The sequence below is a fragment of the Lysobacter claricitrinus genome (assembly GCF_045866565.1).
GTDB lineage: Bacteria > Pseudomonadota > Gammaproteobacteria > Xanthomonadales > Xanthomonadaceae > Cognatilysobacter > Cognatilysobacter claricitrinus.
Genome location: NZ_BAAFZV010000005.1, coordinates 1 through 20,618, shown reverse-complemented (window position 1 = coordinate 20,618; position 20,618 = coordinate 1). Strand labels below are relative to the sequence as shown.

General features: G+C 69.0%; 22 protein-coding genes and 1 other RNA gene. 17 read left to right on the top strand and 6 right to left on the bottom strand.

The genetic code is table 11. The annotated features are described in order from the left end of the window. Positions 1 to 54: 54 nt before the first annotated feature. The 5 genes from ACKTTN_RS14060 (at position 55) to ACKTTN_RS14040 (ending at position 5,016) form a co-directional block, all read left to right on the top strand. On the top strand, positions 55 to 1,800 hold the full coding sequence (locus ACKTTN_RS14060) for a glutamine--tRNA ligase/YqeY domain fusion protein (RefSeq protein ID WP_407910536.1): 1,746 nt from the start codon (positions 55 to 57) through the stop codon (positions 1,798 to 1,800). A gap of 23 nt (positions 1,801 to 1,823) precedes the next feature. Next, positions 1,824 to 2,312 carry a hypothetical protein gene (locus tag ACKTTN_RS14055; RefSeq protein ID WP_407910535.1) on the top strand — a complete coding sequence of 163 codons (489 nt, stop codon included), beginning with the start codon at positions 1,824 to 1,826 and terminating at the stop codon, positions 2,310 to 2,312. A 5-nt stretch (positions 2,313 to 2,317) separates the two neighbouring features. Beyond that, on the top strand, positions 2,318 to 2,893 hold the full coding sequence (locus tag ACKTTN_RS14050) for a nucleoside deaminase (RefSeq protein WP_407910578.1): 576 nt from the start codon (positions 2,318 to 2,320) through the stop codon (positions 2,891 to 2,893). 7 nt (positions 2,894 to 2,900) lie between these two features. Continuing rightward, entirely contained in the window at positions 2,901 to 4,007 is a 1,107-nt protein-coding gene (rlmM, locus tag ACKTTN_RS14045; RefSeq protein WP_407910534.1) for a 23S rRNA (cytidine(2498)-2'-O)-methyltransferase RlmM, read from the top strand. 112 nt (positions 4,008 to 4,119) lie between these two features. Beyond that, positions 4,120 to 5,016, top strand: coding sequence for an EF-hand domain-containing protein (locus ACKTTN_RS14040; RefSeq protein ID WP_407910533.1), 897 nt, complete (start codon positions 4,120 to 4,122; stop codon positions 5,014 to 5,016). Between the two features lie 49 nt (positions 5,017 to 5,065). Here ACKTTN_RS14040 and ACKTTN_RS14035 read toward each other — a convergent pair whose 3' ends face one another. After that, a complete protein-coding gene (locus ACKTTN_RS14035) occupies positions 5,066 to 6,238 on the bottom strand; it encodes an FAD-dependent oxidoreductase (protein WP_407910532.1) in 1,173 nt (390 codons plus the stop codon). Then, positions 6,235 to 7,479, bottom strand: a complete 1,245-nt coding sequence (gene ubiH / locus ACKTTN_RS14030; RefSeq protein ID WP_407910531.1) for a 2-octaprenyl-6-methoxyphenyl hydroxylase — start codon at positions 7,477 to 7,479, stop codon at positions 6,235 to 6,237. Before ubiH ends, ACKTTN_RS14035 begins: the two co-directional genes overlap by 4 nt. A gap of 87 nt (positions 7,480 to 7,566) precedes the next feature. On the opposite strand from ubiH, the gene ACKTTN_RS14025 reads away from it, so the two are divergent. The 4 genes from ACKTTN_RS14025 to ACKTTN_RS14010 all read left to right on the top strand — a co-directional run bounded on the left by ACKTTN_RS14025 (position 7,567) and on the right by ACKTTN_RS14010 (position 10,159). Next, complete coding sequence (locus ACKTTN_RS14025) at positions 7,567 to 8,142, top strand: hypothetical protein (RefSeq protein WP_407910530.1); 576 nt, start codon at positions 7,567 to 7,569, stop codon at positions 8,140 to 8,142. Continuing rightward, entirely contained in the window at positions 8,142 to 8,696 is a 555-nt protein-coding gene (locus tag ACKTTN_RS14020) for a cob(I)yrinic acid a,c-diamide adenosyltransferase (RefSeq protein ID WP_407910529.1), read from the top strand. Before ACKTTN_RS14025 ends, ACKTTN_RS14020 begins: the two co-directional genes overlap by 1 nt. A gap of 40 nt (positions 8,697 to 8,736) precedes the next feature. Then, a complete protein-coding gene (locus ACKTTN_RS14015) occupies positions 8,737 to 9,123 on the top strand; it encodes a VOC family protein (RefSeq protein WP_407910528.1) in 387 nt (128 codons plus the stop codon). A 106-nt stretch (positions 9,124 to 9,229) separates the two neighbouring features. Further along, positions 9,230 to 10,159, top strand: coding sequence for a histone deacetylase family protein (locus ACKTTN_RS14010; RefSeq protein WP_407910577.1), 930 nt, complete (start codon positions 9,230 to 9,232; stop codon positions 10,157 to 10,159). 4 nt (positions 10,160 to 10,163) lie between these two features. Here ACKTTN_RS14010 and ACKTTN_RS14005 read toward each other — a convergent pair whose 3' ends face one another. Genes ACKTTN_RS14005 through ACKTTN_RS13995 form a run of 3 tightly spaced genes read right to left on the bottom strand, consistent with a single transcriptional unit; the run spans position 10,164 to position 12,582 of the window. Beyond that, complete coding sequence (locus ACKTTN_RS14005; protein WP_407910527.1) at positions 10,164 to 10,628, bottom strand: GNAT family N-acetyltransferase; 465 nt, start codon at positions 10,626 to 10,628, stop codon at positions 10,164 to 10,166. Positions 10,629 to 10,632: 4 nt separating this feature from the next. After that, positions 10,633 to 11,988 (bottom strand): aminopeptidase P N-terminal domain-containing protein, encoded by a 1,356-nt coding sequence (locus ACKTTN_RS14000; protein ID WP_407910526.1) that lies wholly within the window; start codon positions 11,986 to 11,988, stop codon positions 10,633 to 10,635. Positions 11,989 to 12,033: 45 nt separating this feature from the next. Then, positions 12,034 to 12,582 carry a UPF0149 family protein gene (locus ACKTTN_RS13995; RefSeq protein WP_407910525.1) on the bottom strand — a complete coding sequence of 183 codons (549 nt, stop codon included), beginning with the start codon at positions 12,580 to 12,582 and terminating at the stop codon, positions 12,034 to 12,036. A gap of 114 nt (positions 12,583 to 12,696) precedes the next feature. Between ACKTTN_RS13995 and ACKTTN_RS13990 the strand changes: the two genes are divergently transcribed. The 8 genes from ACKTTN_RS13990 (at position 12,697) to ACKTTN_RS13955 (ending at position 20,360) form a co-directional block, all read left to right on the top strand. Then, entirely contained in the window at positions 12,697 to 17,208 is a 4,512-nt protein-coding gene (locus ACKTTN_RS13990; RefSeq protein WP_407910524.1) for an EAL domain-containing protein, read from the top strand. Between the two features lie 30 nt (positions 17,209 to 17,238). Then, entirely contained in the window at positions 17,239 to 17,463 is a 225-nt protein-coding gene (locus ACKTTN_RS13985; protein ID WP_407910523.1) for a TIGR02449 family protein, read from the top strand. Between the two features lie 8 nt (positions 17,464 to 17,471). Further along, the gene (locus tag ACKTTN_RS13980; RefSeq protein WP_407910522.1) at positions 17,472 to 17,777 is read left to right on the top strand and encodes a cell division protein ZapA; all 306 of its coding nucleotides are present in this window, start codon (positions 17,472 to 17,474) and stop codon (positions 17,775 to 17,777) included. Positions 17,778 to 17,891: 114 nt separating this feature from the next. Beyond that, a non-coding RNA gene (gene ssrS / locus ACKTTN_RS13975) (6S RNA) lies at positions 17,892 to 18,077 on the top strand. A gap of 42 nt (positions 18,078 to 18,119) precedes the next feature. Next, a complete protein-coding gene (locus ACKTTN_RS13970; RefSeq protein ID WP_407910521.1) occupies positions 18,120 to 18,710 on the top strand; it encodes a 5-formyltetrahydrofolate cyclo-ligase in 591 nt (196 codons plus the stop codon). Further along, on the top strand, positions 18,707 to 19,177 hold the full coding sequence (locus ACKTTN_RS13965; protein WP_407910520.1) for an EVE domain-containing protein: 471 nt from the start codon (positions 18,707 to 18,709) through the stop codon (positions 19,175 to 19,177). The genes ACKTTN_RS13970 and ACKTTN_RS13965 overlap by 4 nt, the downstream gene beginning before the upstream one ends. A gap of 4 nt (positions 19,178 to 19,181) precedes the next feature. Next, a complete protein-coding gene (gene rpiA / locus ACKTTN_RS13960) occupies positions 19,182 to 19,829 on the top strand; it encodes a ribose-5-phosphate isomerase RpiA (RefSeq protein ID WP_407910519.1) in 648 nt (215 codons plus the stop codon). A 90-nt stretch (positions 19,830 to 19,919) separates the two neighbouring features. Next, a complete protein-coding gene (locus tag ACKTTN_RS13955) occupies positions 19,920 to 20,360 on the top strand; it encodes a hypothetical protein (RefSeq protein ID WP_407910518.1) in 441 nt (146 codons plus the stop codon). A 61-nt stretch (positions 20,361 to 20,421) separates the two neighbouring features. Here ACKTTN_RS13955 and ACKTTN_RS13950 read toward each other — a convergent pair. Then, positions 20,422 to 20,618: hypothetical protein (locus ACKTTN_RS13950; RefSeq protein ID WP_407910517.1), on the bottom strand; the 197-nt coding region annotated here is incomplete at its 5' end.

Genomic DNA, 20,618 nt, shown 5'->3' with positions numbered 1-20,618 from the left:
CGGAGCGGCCTGCTCCGTTAAACTGCGGGCTTCCCCACGTGGTTGCAAGCCCGCATGTCCGCATCGCCCGAGAACGCCGCGCCTGAAACCGGCGTCAAGAACGACTTCATCCGCCAGATCGTCCGGGAGGACCTCGCGGCCGGGAAGCACCAGGCGATCCGCACGCGCTTCCCGCCGGAACCGAACGGCTACCTGCACATCGGGCATGCCAAGGCGATCTGCCTCGACTTCGGCGTCGCCGCCGAATTCGGCGGCAACTGCAACCTGCGCCTGGACGACACCAACCCGGCGAAGGAAGACCCCGAGTACGTGCGCGCCATCCAGGACGACGTGCGCTGGCTCGGCTTCGACTGGCATGCGCTGCGCCATGCGTCCGACTACTTCGAGGTGTTCTACCTCGCCGGCGAGAAGCTGATCGAACAGGGCGACGCCTACGTCGACGATCTCAGCGCCGAGGAAGTGCGTGCTTATCGCGGCTCGCTTACCGAGCCCGGCCGCCCGTCGCCGTTCCGCGATCGCAGTGTCGAGGAAAATCTCGATCTGTTCCGCCGCATGCGCGCGGGCGAGTTCGCCGATGGCGCGCGCACGCTGCGCGCGAAGATCGACATGGCCAGCGGCAACATCAACCTGCGCGATCCCGCGCTGTACCGCATCAAGCACGTCGAGCACCAGAACACCGGTAACGCGTGGTGCATCTATCCGATGTACGACTACGCGCATTCGCTGTCTGACGCGATCGAAGGCATCACGCATTCGCTCTGCACGCTGGAGTTCGAGGACCACCGCCCGCTGTACGACTGGTGTGTCGACAGGGTCGACCTGGTCAACCATCCGGAACTGCTGAAACCGCTGCTCGACAAGGGCTTGCCGCGCGAAGCCGCCAAGCCGCGCCAGATCGAGTTCTCGCGCCTGAACTTCAATTACCTGGTGATGAGCAAGCGCAAGCTGCTCGCGATGGTGAACGATGGCCTGGTCGACGGCTGGGACGATCCGCGCATGCCGACGCTGCAGGGCATCCGCCGCCGCGGCTACACGCCGGGCGCGCTGAAGCTGATGGTCGATCGCGTCGGCATCTCCAAGCAGAACTCGCTGCTCGACATCTCCATCCTCGAAGGCGCGCTGCGTGACGATCTCGACGCCGCGGCGCAGCGCCGCATGGGCGTGGTCGATCCGCTGAAGCTGGTCATCACCAATCTCGCTGACGGCCACGAGGAGTCGCTGACGTTCTCGAACCACCCGAAGGACGAGTCGGCCGGTGAGCGCAGCGTGCCGTTCTCGAACGTGCTGTGGATCGAGCGCGAGGATTTCGAGGAAGTGCCGCCCAAGGGCTTCAAGCGCTTGACCGTCGGGGGCGACGTGCGCCTGCGCGGTGCGGGCATCGTGCGTTGCGATGAAGTGGTCAAGGACGCGGATGGTCGCGTGGTCGAAGTGCGGTGCACGCTGGATCCCGAATCGCGCCCCGGCATGGAAGGCGCGAACCGCAAGGTGAAGGGCACGATCCACTGGGTCAGCGCGAAGCACGCGGTCGAGGCCGAGATCCGCCTGTACGACCGCCTGTTCACCGTGCCGGATCCGGATGTCGACGAGGGCGGCAAGACCTATCGCGACTATCTGAATCCGGAGTCGCGACGCGTCGTCACCGGCTACGTTGAACCCTCTGCGGCGCAGGCCGCACCGGAGACCAGCTTCCAGTTCGAGCGCATCGGCTATTTCGTCGCCGACCGCTACGACCATCGCGCCGACCGCCCGGTGTTCAACCGCAGCGTCACGCTGCGTGACACGTGGTCGGGCAAGGCTTGAACCTCCCCATCCGGAGAGCCGCCATGCGCCTGTCCATCCTGGTTCCGATCCTCTGCGCGCTCGCGCTGGCCGCGGGGTGCGCGCGCCCGCAGGCGGTGGCCGATGCGCCTGAGACGATGACGTCGAACGATGCGTCGTCCGCGAAGGACGCGACGCCACCGGCGCATGCCGTTCCCGTGAGTGCTGCACAGGACGTCGTGCCCGCCGGCGGTCGCCATACGCCGACGAAGAGCACGGGACTGCCGCCGCAGCGTGTCGAGCGAGGCGCACCGAAGCTGCTGACGAGTTGCGCGACGGATTCCGATTGCGCGGTCAAGAATGTCGGCAGCTGCTGCGGCGCGATGCCGGCATGCGTCAACAGGAATTCGCCGGTCGACCCGGCGGCGGTGCAGGCCGAATGCGCACGACAGGGCATGTCGTCGACCTGCGGTTTCAAGGACATCCAGAGCTGCAGCTGCGTCGCCGGCACCTGCCGCGATTCGGGCAGCAGCTCCACACCGGTGGCTCAATGACGATGATGCTGTACGCACAGGTGCACCTCACGCTTCCGGCGTGGGTGCACGAAGCCGTGGATACCACGCGCGCCTACGAAGGTGATGACGCGAAGGTCGCGCTGGCGATCGAACTCTCGCGTCGCAATGTCGACGCGCGCAGCGGCGGCCCGTTCGGCGCCGCGGTGTTCGGTCCCGATGATCGCGTGATCGCAGTGGGCGTGAACCGCGTGCTGCCGCATACGTGTTCCGTCGCGCATGCGGAAACGATGGCGTACATGCTTGCGCAACAGCGCACGCAACGTGCGCGCCTCAACGAATCGGCACCCGGCGAGCGCGTCGGGCCGATCACGCTCGCGACCTCCGCGCAGCCCTGCTGCCAGTGCTACGGCGCGACCGTGTGGGCGGGCGTCGACCGCCTGCTGATCGGCGCGCGCAGCGAGGATGTCGAAGCGCTGACGGAGTTCGACGAAGGCCCGCTGCCCGCCGACTGGGTTGGCGAACTCGAGCGACGCGCCATCGCGGTGGTGCGCGACGTGCAGCGCGAGGCCGCCTGCGACGTGCTGCGCCACTACTCGTCGTCCGGCGGCGCGCGTTACTGACGCCACCATGGCCGCATCCGATACGAGCGCGATCGCGCAGGCGTCCCTGCTCGGCTATTGCCGCGCAGGCTTCGAGCCGGAGCTCGCGGCCGAGTTCACCGAGCGCGCCGGCCTGCTCGGCTTCGCGGGCTATGCCCGCACCGAGCGCGGCAGCGGCTTCGTTCGTTTCGTCTGCGACGACGCGGCTGCGTTGTCGCATGCCCTGCCATTCCGCGACCTGATCTTCGCGCGGCAGAAACTTGTCGCGTTCGCGGAACTGCCCTCGCTCGGCGCACGCCCGGGCGTGAAGCCCGACCGCGTCGGCGCGATCGTCGCCGCGATGGCCGCCGCGCTCGGCACGCCGGAGCTTCACTTCGGCGAAGTGCACGTCGAACATCCCGACAGCGACGAGGGCAAGCCGCTCGCGGCACTCGCGCGTGCGCTCGGCAATGCCTTGCGCCCCGCGTTGCGCGAAGCCGGCTGGCTGACCTTCATCGACTCGCCCGATCGCCCGCACCTGCACGTGCTGCTGGAATCGGGCGATCACGCGCACCTCGCGATATCCGAGCCGAAGGACCGCAGCGACTGGCCGATGGGGATTCCGCGGCTGCGCATGAATCCGCAGGCACCGAGTCGCTCCGCGCTGAAGCTCGAAGAGGCGCTGCTGACGCTGCTCGACGCCGAAGAGCGCGACGCCTGGTTGCGCGAGAACCTGCACGCCGCCGACCTCGGCGCGGCGCCCGGGGGATGGAGCTGGGTGCTGATGCGCAGCGGCGTGCGCGTTGTCAGCGTGGACAATGGCCCGCTCGCGCAGCATCTACTCGACAGTGGTCGCGTCGAACACCTGCGTGCCGACGGCTTCGTCTGGCATCCTAAGCGCACGCTCGACTGGATGGTCTGCGACATGGTCGAGCAACCGCGTCGGGTGGCCGAACGCATGGCCACATGGCTGCGCGAAGGCTGGTGCCGTCGAACCATCTTCAACCTCAAGCTGCCGATGAAGAAGCGCTGGGACGAGACGCGGCAATGCCTCGAACTGTTCGAGCAGCAGGTCGGACGCCCGGTCGAATGGCGCGCGCGGCAGCTGTATCACGATCGCGAAGAGATCACCGTCTTCGCACGTCTACACGGCTGACACATCCCTGTCCGCCGCCTGACGAAGCGACCGGCGCGCCGCACCGATTAAACACTCAGTTGATGGGCATGCGCCTAGCGTCCTCGTGATTCCCAAAACGTAGGGCATGACCATGAGCATTCTCCGTACCAGTACGCTCGCCATCTCGCTCGGCCTGGCGCTCGGCGTCGCCGCGCCTGCATTCGCACAGAGCACCGACGCGCGCGCCAAGGTCGAGGCGAAGGCATCGAAGAACGCGGCCGCGGACGCGGCCAAGACCGCGCGCTCCGAAGCGAACGCGGCGAAGGCGGCAGCGCACCAGGCCGCGACCTCCGGCGATGCAGTCGCCGCGAACCAGGCGCACCAGGCGGCCGTGGCCGCCGAAGACGCGAAGAACGACGCCGTCGACAGCACCGCCGCCGCCATGGGCGCTGCTGCAGGCGCGCATGACGGCATGAACAAGGCGACGGCGGCCGGCGAAGCCGCGGAGTCTGCCGGCGAAGCCGTTGGCGCAGCCGCCATCGCAGCCGACGCGAACGCCGCCGCGCAGGCCGCGGCGAATCCGCCGCCGGTCGCGCCGGCCGCGGTCGTCGTTCCCGCCACGCCCGTCGCCGTCGTCGCTCCGGGTGCGGCCACGCGCTACAGCATCGACACCGCCGTCCTCGACGCCAACCACGACGGCTACCTGAGCCGCGAGGAAGCAGCGGCCAACCTCACGCTCAACACCGACTTCGCGACCATCGATGCGAACGCCGACGGCCGGATCGGCACGGATGAGTTGCGCACCTGGATCAGTGCGGGCGGCCTGGCGAAGAATTCGCTGCCGGTGCACGACGCACTGACGGGCGTCGGTTCGGCGTCCGCGTTCCAGATGCTCGACATCAACGGCGACGGCATGCTGAGCGCAAAGGAAGCCGGCGTGCAGGCGAACGTCAAGGCGCGTTTCCGCACCCTCGACACGAACCACGATGGCATCCTGTCGCAGTCGGAATACGACGCGATGCCGCGCGCGACCACCCGCAAGCCGTAATCGCGACGGCGACCGATGCACAACGCCCCGCTTCGGCGGGGCGTTTTCGTTACAACCCCGCCGCCTCGCGCCAGAGCGCGTGCTGCACGGGGGGCAGCCGCCCGGCGACGCCCAGCAGCGACCCGCGCAACATCGTCATCACCGGCGCATCGTTCGAGAACACGCGATTGATCGTCTCGAATGCGTAGGCCGCGCGCGCGCTCGCACTGCGCCGCTCGCGCTCCCATCGCTGCAGGCGGGACGTCGAGGGATCCGCGTCGCGACCGGGCCGCGGCAACGCAGCGCGCAATGCGGCGACATCGCGCAGGCCCAGGTTCACACCCTGCCCGGCAAGTGGATGCACCACGTGCGCGGCGTCGCCGACAAGCAACAGTCGCCCCTCGCGATACCGTTCGGCCAGCTGGCGCCGCAGCGGAAAAACCGCGCGCGCCGACACGGGGCGGATGCGGCCAAGCCGCGCGCCCGATGCATCGGTCAGCGCGACGGCAAGCGCGTCGTCGTCGAGATCGTGCAGGCGCTTGGCGTCTTCGATCGGCGCGGACCACACGATCGACGCGCGATGCGCAGCGACCGGCAGGAATGCGAGCGGTCCCGTCGGCAGGAAGCGCTGGTAGCAGGTCGCGTCGAGCGGACGTTCGGTTTCGACGTAGCCGACGAGGCCGCCCTGCGCGTAGTCGTGCAGCGGCGCGTCGATGGTCGCAAGCGATCGCAGCGACGACGCGGCGCCGTCAGCGGCTACGACGAGCTTCGCCTGCAGGCGTCGGCCGTCGTCCAGCCGCAGCGTGGCGCGCGCATCGTCCTGTTCGAAGCCGGCGACCGACGCGGGCACCTGCAGTGCGACGTCTTCCCGTTCCAGCGCCTGCCACAGGCGATCGACCAGCAACGCGTGCTCGACGATCCAGCCGAGTTCGCGACGCGCGAAACGATCGGCATCGAACTGCAGCGTGCCGCCGCCGGCAGCGTCCCAGACCTCCATGCCACGATACGGATACGCGCGGGCGGCACGGATCGACGCGCCGACGTCGAGCGTGTCGAACAGCGCCATGCCGTCGGGTGCGAGCGCGTAGACACGCAGGTCCGGCGCATCGCCGCGCCATGCCGGCGGCTCGCGTGCCTCGAGCAGGGCGACGCTCCACCCGTCACGCGCGAACGCGAGCGCGGCGGCGGCGCCCACGACGCCACCACCGACGACCGCGATGTCGACCACGTCGCGCCGGCTCATGCGCTACGACGCCCGTCGTCGCCGCGGCAGAGCGCGGGCACGTCGCCGCGATAGCCCATCGCGCCGCCGACCAGCCAGGCCTGCAGCCACGAAGGATGATCGAGCGACAACAGGGCGAGTGATCGCAGCGGACGGATGAGCGAACCGCGCGCCGTGCCGACGCGCAGCAGTCGATCGGAGAACGCGAGCGTGCGGCGTCGATCCTCGACGCGGCGTTCGGCGTAGCGATGCAACATCGCGTCACCACCGATCGCGTCGCGACCCTCGCGCAACGACGCGCCGACTTCCTCGGCGAGCGTGAGCGCATCGCGCAGGCCGAGGTTGAAACCCTGCGCACCGAGGGGATGGATGGTCTGCGCGGCGTTGCCGACAAGCACCGCGCGCGGCGCCGTCGTCGCATTCGCAACCACGCGCCGCGCCGCGTAACGACTGCGGGTGCCGCAGCCAAGCAGCCGGCCGTGACGCCAGCCCAGTCGCGATTGCATGCGTGCAAGAAACGCCGCGTCGTCGAGCGCTTCGACCGCATCGGCTTCGTCGTCGGCCACGCCGTGCACCAGCCCGTAATGGCGGTCCGCGCGCGGCAGCAGTGCGGTCGGGCCGGCATCGGTGAGGCGTTCGTAGGCGCTGCCGTCGGGCGCGCGCTCCGTGCGCAAGCGCGCGACGAACAGCGCGTGGCCGTAGTCGGTTTCGGCGGTGCCAATGCCGAGCGCGGCGCGCAAGGCGCTGGCCGTGCCGTCCGCACCGACCACCAGGGGCGCGGCGAGCTCGACCATGCCATCCGGGCCCTGCACAGTGACGCGACGCAGCGCGCCGTCGAGCGTCGTGGCGACCAGTCGCGCCGGCCGATAACGCGTCAGCCCGCGCACCGTGTCGAGGCGAGCTTCCAACGCGTGGCCGAAATCGCGCGCGACGACGACCTGTCCAAACGCCGTGCGTCCATACCGCTCGGCGTCGAGTCGCGCCTGTCCGAAATCGCCCTCGCGGCTCACCACGATGCGGCGGATCGGTCCGCCGGCCGCGCGCAGCTTCGGCATCACGCCGAGCGCATCCAGCGCATTGACCGTAGCTTCTGCGAAGGACAGCGAGCGTTCGTCGAACACCACGGGCATTTCGCCTGCGGGCGTCGCGTCGACCAGTGCGACATCAAGGCCCAGCGGCTCGAGCGCGAGGGCGAGGCTCGCGCCGACCAGGCCGCCTCCGACGATGACGAGGTCGTGCGTGCGCAAGGCGGCGTCGTTCATGCCGCCATGATACGGCCTGCCTGCGCGGGGTCCGCTAGAATGCGGGCCTCGCCGGCCCTGCGCCGGCCCCGTTTTCCGGAGCGACCGATGACTGCCCCCGCACAGCGCACCCTGATCTTCACGCTGCTCGCCGCGCTGATGGCCGCGACGCGCATCAACCACTTCGCGCCCATCCCGGATGCCTCGTGGGCGGTGTTCTTCATCGGCGGCTTCTACCTGTCGAAGCAGACGCGCTGGGCGTTCCCGTTGCTGATGGGGCTCGCCGTGCTGATCGACTACGCGGTGATCACCCGCAGCGGCCAGAGCTTCTTCCAGGCGTACTGCGTATCGCCGGCGTACTGGTGCCTGGTGCCGGCGTACTTCGCAATGTGGGCCGGCGGCATGTGGCTGCGCCGTCGCAACGTCGCCAACGACCTGCGCTCGCTGGGCCTGCTCGCCGTAGGCGTTGTCGTTTCGGCCTGCGTCTGCCAGCTGATCGCGCAGGGCAGCTTCTACTGGGTGTCCGCCTCGGTGACCTCGCCGTCGCTGGCCGGCTGGTGGCAGAACTACGTGCAGTACCTGTTCCCGTACATGCAGACGGCGGCGATGTACGTCGGCGGCGCGGCCGTGGTGCACGTCGTCGCGACCTCGCTGTCGCGTAACCGCGCGCTCGCCGCGGGCTGATGGGCAACCGCCTCTCGAAGATCTACACGCGAACCGGCGACGACGGCACTACCGGCCTCGGCGACGGTTCGCGCATCGGCAAGGATTCGCCGCGCGTCGATGCCTACGGCACCGTCGACGAAGCGAATTCCTGCATCGGGCTGGTGCTTGCGACACAACTTCCCGACGACGTCGCGACACTGCTGACGTCGATCCAGCACCAGATGTTCGACCTCGGCGGCGAGCTGTGCATTCCCGGCCACGCCGCGATCTTCGACGCCGACATCGACCGGCTCGAACGCGAACTCGATCGTTTCAACGACCCGCTGCCGCCGCTCAAGGATTTCATCCTGCCCGGTGGTGGCGAGGCTGCGGCGCGTTGCCACGTCGCGCGCACCGTGGTGCGACGCGCCGAGCGCGAGTGCGTGGCGCTGGCGCGCGTCGAAACCGTGCGACCGGAAGCGGTCCGCTATCTCAATCGCCTGTCCGACCTGCTTTTCGTGCTGGCCCGCGTGCTGGCGCGTGCGAGCGGGCACGGCGAAGTGCTGTGGAACCACGAGCGTCGCCACGGCTGAGCGGCGTCGCTCGCAACGCAATCCGTTCGGGAGTGCTGCCATGCCAGGACCTGCACGCGCCGGTGTCTTCGTGTACGCCAAGGATCTCGAGCGCGTCGCGCGCTTCTACGAAAATGTGCTCGGCATGAGCCGGCTGCATGCGCGCGACGGGATCGTCGTGCTGGAGTCGCCCGACCAGCAGTTGCTCGTGCATGCGATTCCCGAGCGGTACGCGGCGGACATCGTGATCGAGACGCCGGCCGTGCGTCGCGAGGACACCGCCATCAAGTTCTTCTTCACCGTCGACAGCCTCGACACGGCGGCCCTGGTCGCGGCCGAGGGCGGCGGCGCGATCTTCGACGAACGCTGGAACGGCCCGGGCTTCGTCGCCTGCAACGCGATGGACCCGGAAGGGAACGTTTTCCAGCTGCGCGAAGCCATCGGCTGAGGTGAGCGTCCGTCGCGGCTGATCCGCACTCGAACGGGCGCACCGCACTGCGGGCACACGGTCGCCCCGATCAGGCGAGAATCGCCGCATGGCCGACCCGATCCCGCTGCTGCTGCTCACCCACCCCGCCTGCGCCGCGCACACGCCGCCGCGCGGACATGCCGAACGCCCCGAGCGGTTGGCGGCAGTCGTCGATGCGATCCGCGACACCTACCCCGAACTGCCCTGGGCGGACGCGCCGCTCGCGACGCGCGAGCAGCTGGCGCGCGTGCACGACGACACCTTGATCGCGCAGGTGCTCGACACGCCGGTGACCGGTGAGCACGTGCAACTCGATCCGGACACGTTTCTCTCACCGGGCGCAGCCGAGGCGGCATTGCGTGCCGCCGGTGCGGGCGTCGCGGCGGTCGACGCGGTGATGACGGGCCAGGCGCGTCGCGTGTTCTGCGCAGTGCGCCCGCCCGGCCATCACGCCACGCGTGACACCGCGATGGGCTTCTGCTTCTTCGACTCGATCGCCGTGGCAGCCGCACAAGCGCTCGACGCCTATGGGCTGGAACGCGTCGCGATCGTCGACTTCGACGTGCACCACGGCAACGGCACGCAGGCGATCTTCGAGAACGATCCGCGCGTGCTGTTCTGCAGCTCGCACGAGATGCCGCTGTATCCCGACACCGGCCACGCGCACGAACGTGGCATCGGCAACGTGTTCAATGCGCCGCTGCCGCCCGGCACGAGCAGCGAAGGTTTCCGCCGCGCATGGAGCGAGACACTGCTGCCGGCGATCGATGCGTTCGCGCCGCAGCTTCTGCTGATCTCCGCCGGGTTCGATGCGCACCAGCGCGATCCGCTCGCGCACCTCGAACTCGACGCCGTCGACTACCTGTGGATCACCGGCCAGCTGCGCGAGCTGTCGCGACGACACTGCGACGGCCGCATCGTCTCGATGCTCGAAGGCGGTTACGACCTGCAGGCGCTCGGCGAATCCGCCGCAGCGCACGCTGGTGCGCTGGTGGCCGATGGCGCGAGCTGGTGAAACGTCAGCCGAGTGGCTTGACGTATTTCAACCACTCCGGCGCGTAGCCGACGCGTTCGTACAGCCGACGCGCCGGCGCATTTTCAGGCAGTACGTAAAGCTGGATGAGCGCGAAGCCCTGCGCATTCGCCCACGCTTCGGCCGCCGCCATCAGTGCGTTCCCGATGCCACGACCTTCCGCTTCAGGCGCCACCACGATGTCCGACACGTGTGCGATGTCGGCCTGCGTGTAGTAGTCATGCACGCGACGCACGTGCACGAAGCCGCCGATCGCGTCGTCGATGTCCGCAATGAAGAACGCGCATCGCCCATCGTTCGCATGCAGCGCTTCACCGACCGCCGCCATGTCCGCGGCCCGCACCTGCCCGGCATCGCGGCCGCTGGGGGTGCCGGTTGCGGCGAGTCGCGGCACCAGCGCGAGGATCGCCGAGTGATCGTCAACCGTCGCGGCGCGCACGTGGACGCTCATGCGGTCACGCCGCGGTGCGTGCGTCGGCCATGAACGCTTCGATCGCCTCGGCCGAGCGCGCAAGCGCATCGGTCAGCACGCGCGGCTCGGATTTCGTCACCAGCACGTCGTCCTCGATGCGGATGCCGATGCCGCGCCACTTCGCGTCGACGCTCGTGTCGTTCGCATCCACGTACAGGCCGGGCTCGATGGTGAACACCATGCCGGGCTCGAGCACGCGCGACTGGCCGTCGACGCGGTAGTCGCCGACGTCGTGCACGTCGAGGCCGAGCCAATGACCGGTCTTGTGGCGATAGAAACGCTTGTAGCTGCCATCCGCGATGACCTTGTCGAGCTTGCCTTTCAGCAGTCCGAGTCGAAGCAGGCCGTCGGCGAGCGTGGCGACCGCGGCGTCGTGGATCGCATCCCAGACCACGCCGGGGCGCGCCTGCGCGAGCGCCGCGGACTGCGCATCACGCACGAGGTCGTGCAGCGCGCGCTGTGCCGGCGTGAATCTGCCGTTGACTGGGAACGTGCGGGTGATGTCGGCGGCATAGCCGTCGACTTCGGCACCGGCGTCGACGAGCACGAGTTCGCCGTCGCGCGCGGTGCCGCTGTTCGCGTTGTAGTGCAACACGCACGCATTGGTGCCGGCGCCGACGATGCTGTTGTACGCGGGCACGGCGGCATTGCGCCGGAACACGTATTCGAGCTCGGCCTGCAACTGGTATTCGGTCACGCCCGGACGCGCGGCGCGCATCGCGGCCTGGTGCGCGGCGACGCTGACATCGGCGGCCTTCTGCATCAGCTTCAACTCGCCGGCATCCTTGAACAGGCGCAGCTCGTCGAGCAGATGGCCGAGCTCGAGGAATTCGTGCGGCGGTTGCGCACCGCTGCGCACCTGCGCGCGCACGCGGTTGAGCCAACCGATCAGCTTGAGATCGAACTCGGCGTCGCGGCCGAAGTGGTAGTAGACGCGCGACCGTCCTTCAAGGAGCCCCGGCAGGATGTCGTCGAGATCCGTGACCGGATACGCGTCGTCCAGGCCAAATGCATGCACCGCGCCCTCGGGACCGAAGCGTGGGCCGTCCCAGCCTTCGCGCTCGGGATCGCGTTCGCGACAGAACAGGATCGCCTCGCCGTGCGGCCGGCCCGGGATCAGCGCGAGCACGGCGTCCGGTTCCGGAAAGCCGGTGAGGTAGAGCAGGTCGGAGTCCTGCCGGTACGGAAAATGCGTGTCGCGACTGCGCACGCGCTCGGCGGCGGCGGGCACGATCACGATCGCGTCGTCGCCGGCCATGCGCATGAGCTGTCGACGGCGGCGCGCGAACGGCGACGCCGGTGCGCGTGCGGGAGCTTTCGGAGCGGAGATGCGAGCCATCGCGCCGATGGTAGGTCGAGCGCGGCGCCGCTGGCTACGCGGCGATCAGTTCAGCCGCTGGCGGTGCTCGCGGGCGAGCACGCAGTCGCCGTGCAGCAGCAGCGCGGCCACGCGCACGAACTCCTCGATCTCGACGAGCGCTTCCTCGTCCTCTTCGTCGCCCTCGTCCTGCGGCTGCGCGGCGGCGAGCTTGGCGAGGTCTGCGAGCGCCTCGCGGCTTTCGTCCGACAGCGGCGCTTCGGCGCCGGACGCCAGCCCGAACCCGCTGACAAAGCCGCGACACCAGTCGAATACCGCGCCGCTGCGCTCGACCAGCGGTGCGTCGGATTCGGGCAGCAGCAGCTCGAACTCGAAGCTGCGGTCGGACAGCTGGGCGGACGTCGCTTCGCGCAGGCGATCGAACGTGGAGCCCGGCGCCGGGGTCGGCAGCTGCGGGTCGGCGAACACCGACGCCAGCCAGCCGCGGTCGTCACGGCCGCCGCCGGCGAGCCAGCCGCACAGCGCCCCATGCAACTCGAATGGCGACGTCGCCAGGCCCTGGCGGACGGCTTCGGCATCGATATCGGCAACGGACGGCAGTTCGGATTCGGTCACGGGCGAACAAAAAGCGCGACGGGGTTCGCGAGTGTAGCAACCCCGCCTGCCGCGCCGGTTGAGGCTGCGAGCAAGCGGTGCCTACACTGGGCGATCTTTCCGGTCGCGAGAGCCGTGCGCGCCGCTGTCACCGATCGACTCCGGGCCGTCCTCGCTCCGCTGCTGCTTGCCGCGCTGCTGGGCGTGCCACCGCTTCCGGCCGCGGCCGCCACGCGCGACTTCTACTTCGAACAGATCGGCACCGAGCGTGGGCTGACCCAGAGTTCGGTCGGCGCGATCGTGCAGGACCGGCTCGGTTTCGTCTGGGTCGGTACGCAGGGCGGCCTGCACCGTTACGACGGCGAGCGCTATCGCGTCTACCGCCACGACCCGCGCGACCCCGCCAGCCTGCCCGACAGCTTCGTCACCGCGCTCGCGCTGGATGAGTCGCCCGCGCTCTGGGTCGGCACGTTCTCGCAGTACGTCGCACGGCTCGACCTGCGCACCGGCGCGATCCGTCGCTATCTCGACGCCGTGCCCGACCGTCGCGCCGATCGCCAGGTGCTGGCGCTGCATGCCGACGCCGATGCGCTGTGGATCGGCACGGTCAGCGGCCTGGACCGGCTCGATCCGAAGACGGGCATGCGTCGCCGCGTTCTCGACCTGCCCACGCGCCCGACGACCGGCGTCCCGAACGAGCAGTTGTTGCGCGACCGCGCCGGCCGCCTCTGGTTCGCGACCGGCGCCGGGCTGTTCCGCATCGACGGCGTGACCGCGACCCGCGTCGGCGCGGATGAACCCGCGTACACGCTGCAGGAAGGCCGTGACGGACGGCTGTGGGTCGGCGGCGAACACGGGCTGGACCGCGTGACGGTGGACGGCCGCGTCCACGTCTGGCCGCGTGACGACGAACCGTCCCAGATCCGCGCGCTGGTGCAGACGCCGGACGGCCATCTCTGGCTGTCGGTCTATCCGCACGGCCTGCGGCGTTTCGATCCCGATACCGGCGCGGTACTCGCGCTGTACGAGGACCGCGCCGTCGCCGGCACGCTGCCCGAGAACAGCGTCAACACCATGCTGGTCGACCGCAGCGGGCTGCTGTGGCTCGGCGGCCAGTTCCGCGGCGCGGCGGTGGGCGATCCGCGCGGTGCCGAGTTCACCTTCATCAGCGACACCACGCCGCACGCCGGCCAGAACGCCGCGGCCGATGACAGCGTGCGCTCGGTGATCGGCACGCCCGGCGCGCTCTGGTACAGCACGGATGGCGACCGCCTGGTGCGTTACGACCTCGCGACGCGGCGCTTCGAGGACATGACCGACCGATTGCCGGCCGATGCGGGCCGCGTTGCCGCGTTCCTGCTGCAACCGGACGGCCATCTGCTGCTCGCGACCGCCGCCGGCCCGATGGACCTGGACCCGGCCACGCGCGGCATCCGCCGCATCGAACTCCCGGATGGCGTACGCCCGATCGCGCGCTCCATCGGACGTGCTTCCGATGGCGCCATCTGGATCGGCACCTCGGGTGATGGCGCCTACCGCTACGACCGCGCACACGCGACGCTTGCCCACCTGCTTCCCGGCAGCGGCCCCGGCATCCACATTTCCCATCCCAACGTGCACGCGTTGCTGGTCGACCACGTCGGTCGCACATGGTTCGGCACTGGCGACGGCCTCGACCTGCGCATGCCCGACGGCGCCATGCGCCACTTCCGCAGCGCACCGGACCGCGCCGACACCTTGCCGAGCAATGTCGTCCGCGCGCTTTACGAAGACGCGTCCGGACGCATCTGGGTCGGCACGCATGCCGGCCTGACCGAAGCCGTCCCCGACGCGTCCGGCGGGTTGACGTTTCGCCGCCCCCTCGACCGCGCATTGCCCGACCGCCGGACGCTGACGATCTTCTCGCTCCGCGAAGCACCGCGCGGCACGTTGTGGGCAGGCACCGACGCGGGCCTGCTGCGTTTTCGACCCGACACGGGCGAGGCGCGCCTGTTCGGCCTCGGCGAAGGCCTGCAGGACCTCGAATTCAACGGCGGTGCGGCGGGCGTGCTGGCCGACGGCCGCCTCGCGTTCGGCGGCGTGCGCGGAATCAACCTGGTCGACCCGCGGCGCGGCGACGCGCCCGGCTACGCCGCACCGCTGCGGCTGTTGTCGGTGCGCATCGGCAACCGCGAGAGCGCCGACGGCTCGCTGTGGCCGCCGACGTCGCTGCGCATCGCCGCCGGCGAGGACATCGTTCGCCTGCGTGTCGGCGAACTTGACTTCTCGCCGTCGACGCGCCCGCGCTACCGCTATCGCATGGACGGTTTCGACACCGACTGGATCGACAACGGCACGCAGCGCGAAATCACGTACACGCATCTCCCGCCGGGCCGCTACACGTTCCGCGCGCAGGCCACTGATCGCAACGGGCGCTGGTCGAACGCACAACTCACGTTGCCGGTGAACGTCGCCCGCCCACTGTGGCGGCATCCGCTGGTCATTGCGTCGATCGCGTTCCTGCTGCTCGCACCGCTGGTGTTCGCGGCGTGGCAGTGGGTGCAGCGACGCCGGCGCGAGAGCGTGCATCTCGTCGACCTGCGCGAGCGCGAGGAGCGCCTGAAACTCGCGTTGTGGGCGTCGGGCGAACAGTTCTGGGATTACGACCTCGGCCGCGGTCTGATGCACCGCACGCAGGCGCGCGCATTCGACATCGGCGAGTCGGACATCGCGGTCGATACGGTCGAGGAGCAGACGCATCGCATCCATCCGGACGACCTGGAGCGCGTTGTCGCGCAACTGCGGCGCCACGTGCGCGGCGAGATCCCGGTGTTCGAATCACAGCATCGCGTCATCGGCGACGACGGCGCATGGGTGTGGATCCGTGCACGCGGCCGCGTCGTCGAACGCGACGATGCCGGCCAGGCGCTGCGCATCGCGGGTACCGCGCGCGACATCACCGCAACGCGACGCGCCGAGCGCGATCGCCGCGTCGCCAGCGAAGTGCTGCGCAGCATGGCCGAGGCAGTCGCGGTGTTCGACGACGACTTCGCCTTCATCTCGGTCAACCCCGCGTTCACCCGCATGACCGGTTACACCGAAGCGGAGGTCGCGGGCCAGCAGACCAGCCTCATCGACAGCCGCCAGCACGACGAAGTCGTGTACCGGCAGATGCGCGACGAGTTGCAGCGCGATGGCCGCTGGTCCGGCGAGTTGTGGCAGCGCCGCAAGGACGGCAGCGAGTTCCTGTGCTGGCTGCAGGCGAGCGTGGTGCTCGACAACACCGGCCAGCGCGGCCACTGGGTCGCGGTGCTGTCGGACATCACCGACCAGAAACGCGCCGAACAGGAACTTCGCTACCTCGCGAATTACGACACGCTGACGGGCCTGCCCAATCGCGCGCTGCTGCTCGAGCGCCTGTCGCGCGCGATCTCCCGCGCGAAACGGCAGGAAACGCGCATTGCCGTGCTGTTCCTGGACCTCGACCGCTTCAAGGACATCAACGATTCGCTCGGCCATGCTGCAGGCGACGCCATCCTGCGCGCCACCGCGGGACGCCTGCGGCATGCGCTGGGCGGACGTCATGTCGTCGCGCGCCTCGGTGGCGACGAGTTCACCGTGGTGATGGAGCACGTCGAGCACGCCGACGAAGCCGAAGCGGTCGCGCGACAGCTGTTGACCGCGTTCGAAGCACCGCTCGACGCCGGCGACCTGCGCGACGTGATCATCTCGCCGTCGATCGGCGTGTCGCTGTATCCGGATGATTCGGACACCCCGTCCGACCTGCTCAAGCACGCCGACACCGCGATGTACCAGGCGAAGGCGCTCGGGCGCCGCACCTACATGCGCTACAGCGGCGCGATGGACATCGATATCCGCCGCCGCGCCACGCTGTCGGCGGCGCTGCGCAAGGTCATCGACCGCGACGAACTGCATCTCGTCTACCAGCCGCGGCTGTCGTTGTCGCAGCAGCGCATCGTCGGCGTCGAGGCGTTGCTGCGCTGGAATTCGTCCGAGTTCGGCGCGGTGTCGCCGGCGCAATTCATTCCGCTGGCCGAGGAATCGGGCCTGATCCTCGAGATCGGCGAATGGGCGCTGCGCAGCGCCTGCGAGCAACTGCGGACGTGGCGCGAATCCGGCCTCGACATCGCGATGGCGGTGAACGTGTCGGCGCTGCAACTGCGCCGCGGCCACCTGGCCGGCGTAATCGAACGCCTGCTCGCCGACACCGGCCTGCCGCCGCATCGCCTCGAGCTCGAATTGACCGAGAGCGTGATCATGGCCGAGGAAACCTGGTCCGCGCTGCAGGCCATCCGCGATCTCGGCGTGCACATGTCGATCGATGATTTCGGCACGGGCTATTCCTCGTTCGCCTACCTCAAGCGCCTGCCGATCAACGCGCTCAAGATCGACCGCGAATTCATCGGCGATCTCACCCGCGATCCGGACGACGAAGCGATCACCAGCGCCGTCATTGCGATGGGCCATTCGCTCGGGCTGCATGTCGTCGCGGAGGGCGTGGAGACGGAGGGCCAGCTGAATTTCCTGCGCCGCAACGGCTGCGACGAGATCCAGGGCTACTGGCTCGCGCGTCCCCTCCTGCCCGACGACTGCGAGCGGTTCATGCGCGACTGGCGCTGGGACGACAGCGTGCCGCCCGCGCCTTGATTCGGACGGTCGCGCTGCTATCGTGGCGACATGGACGACAGGCCCCAGACGCTCGAACTGATCCACCGGCTGGCCCGGCGCATCGACGAACTCGCTGATCGCCTGCGCCGCCTGCAGGACGAGAACCGCAGCCTTCGACAGCAACAGGGCGAACTCGTCGCAGAGCGTTCCGCATTGCTGGCGAAGAACGAGCAGGCCCGCGTGCGTGTCGAGGCGATGATCGCCCGCCTGCGTTCGCTCGAGCAGCACACCTGAGCGCCGGCATGAGCACGAACGCCTCCGAACCCGTCAACGTCCGCGTCCTCGATCGCGAATACACCGTGGGCTGCACGCCCGACCAGCGCGACGGGCTGATCGCCGCGGCAAAGCTTCTCGATACCCGCATGCGCGACGTACGCGGCAGCAACAAGATGGCGGCGGTCGACCGCATCGCGGTGCTCGCGGCGTTGAACCTCGCGCACGAGCTTCTGCAGGTGAAGCAGGACACGCACAGCGAACGCGACATCGCGCATTCGCTCGGCATGCTGAACCGTCGCCTCGACGACCTGCTCGATCTCCCGGCCGGTTGAGCGACCGTCGCGCCGTTCATCCGTGCGCGCCGATTCACGACGCGACTGAATTACACCCGAGTCGGTACGACGAATGACCCGTTCAACACGACATCGGGCGCTATACTTCGTGCACGTCCTCTGCTGTGTGCGACGGCGTGTGCAAACATTCGCCTTGTCCCTTAAAAACGACACCGGGAATGTGACCGTCACCCGGAGTGCATGCCCGCCCACGAGCGGGAAGCCCAACGGTGGCCAAGCGTTCCCACTTGGACCCCGGGTTCAAGGTCGTTTCGCACGCATCGGCACGGTGGAGGACACTTTCTTCCGCTCGTCGCGTCGCGCCCTCGCGGGCGCCGCGCGATGACTGTCGCCACGGCCGACCTGCGCCAGCTCCGTCGCGACATCCGCTCGCGCCGCGCCGCGCTCTCGCCATCGCATCGAATAGCCGCCGCGCAGCAGGTCGCCGCGCGCCTGCGCGCGCTGCCGGGACATCCTCAGTCGGGCTACGTCGCCGGTTACTGGGCGGTTGACGGCGAGATGCCGCTTCACGTCTGGCAACTCGCCCTCCCGAACGCATGCGTCTACTGCCTTCCGGTACTGGGCGACGACATGCGCCTGCGCTTCGCGCCGTGGCGTAGCGGGGATGCGCTCGTCGCGAACCGCTTCGGCATACCGGAGCCGGACATCGCGGCCTCGTCGCTGCTCGAACCGCAGGACCTCGCGCTGATCGCGATGCCGTTGGTCGCGTTCGATGCTGCGTGCAACCGCGTCGGGATGGGCGGCGGCTGGTACGACCGCAGCCTCGCCGGCATTCGCGACCAAACGACGCGGCCGCTCCTGGTCGGCGTCGCCTACGAGCTGCAGCGCGTGGACACGCTGACGCCCGCCGAATGGGACGTCCCGCTCGACGCCGTCTGCACCGAATCCGACACCTACCTCGCCGCCCTATGACCACCCGCCGCCGTTACTGGCTGATGAAGTCCGAGCCCGATGCCTTTTCGATCGACGACCTTGCGCGCGTCGGCACCGAGCCGTGGACGGGCGTTCGCAACTACCAGGCGCGCAACTTCATGCGCAACGGCATGCACGTTGACGATGGCGTGCTGTTCTACCACTCCAACTGCACGCCGCCCGGCATCGTCGGCACCGCGACCGTCGCGACGAACGCGTATCCGGACCCGACGCAGTTCGAGCGCAAATCCCATTACTTCGACCCGAAGGCGACGCGCGAAGAACCGCGCTGGTTCAACGTCGACGTGAGTTTCGAACGCAAGTTCTCGCGCATCATCCCGCTCGACGAAATCCGCTCGCACGCCGACGAACTCGGCGAGGAATTCGAACTGATTCGCCGCGGCAGCCGGCTGTCCGTTCTGCCGGTGTCCGCCGCGCAGTGGAAACTTCTTCTCTCCCTCGAGTAATACCGTGACCGAAGCGAAACGCCTGGCCGCCGAAAAGGCGATGGATTACGTCGAAGACGGCATGATCGTCGGCGTCGGCACCGGCTCAACCGTCGCCTATTTCATCGACGCGCTCGGCCGCGAGCCCGACCGCATCCGCGGTGCGGTGTCGAGTTCCGACCAGAGCACCGAGCGGCTGCGCTCGCACGGCATCGAAGTGCTCGACCTCAACGCGACGGGCCCACTCGCGCTCTACGTCGACGGCGCCGATGAATGCGACCCAGCCAAGCGCCTGATCAAGGGCGGCGGCGCCGCACTGACGCGCGAGAAGATCATCGCGCAGGCCAGCGAGCGCTTCGTCTGCATCGTCGACCCGAGCAAGCAGGTCGACGTGCTGGGTCGTTTTCCGCTGCCGGTCGAGGTGATCCCGATGGCGCGGAGCTTCGTCGCGCGCTCGATCGTCGCCACGACAGGGGGGCAACCGGTGTGGCGGGAGGGCGTGACCACGGACAACGGCAACTGGATCCTCGACGTGCACGGCCTGCGCATTACCGACCCGGTGGCGATGGAGACCGCACTGAACCAGATGCCCGGCGTGGTAAGTGTTGGCCTGTTCGCACGACGCCCGGCCGACGTGGTGATCGTCGGCGGCGAGACGCCGCGGGTTTTGTAGTCGCTGGTGCCCTCGGGTCGGTCGCGCGCTGGCCACCGACCTGCGGGCCGCTATGCTCGCCGGCAGTCCAGTCGCAAGGAGCAGCACCCGATGAAGCCCCGTCATGTTCTGCTGATTGCGCTGCTCGCCAGCTCGTTCGCACACGCCCAGACAGCGGCGCGCGTGGTGCCGGCACCCACCGCGTCTCCGGCCAAGGCGATCGCCGCGACGATCGACTACCAGTCGCTGTACCAGCGCGAAGTGGCCAAGAACAAGGAGCTGAAGGGCCAGGTGGCGACCCTGACCGACCGGATCGCGGAGATGACGCATCCGGGTGGGAGTCTGGTGCACGCCTATTGCGAGACTCCGACGCTCAGCCGCAACACCGCGGGCGCCACGAGCAACTGTGCGAACAACGGTTTCGGCTGCGAGCCTGTAAGCGGTCTATGTCGGACTTCGGCGCGATCGAGCGACGAATGCGCAGCCGGCTATATCTACTGCGCCACCACCGGAGGCTGCGTGCACGACGCGAACGCATGCCCACCGGGCTGACGCGCGTCGCGCCCGTTCCGTCCCTTAGGTCGATCACGAGCGGTAGTGCACCACTTGCCAGCTAGACGGGCGTTTTCGTCGTGCATTTCTGTGTACGCGTCGACGGAAAGATCGAGGATCCAAGGGCGACGGCGCGCACAAGATAATGTGCGGCCAAGCGGTCATCGCGATGCGTTACTGGCGCTTCTAGCCAGCGCTCAAGAACCGCTCGCTGACGCTGGCGGCGAATCGGGCGCAGCCCGATTATCTCGCCGGCGC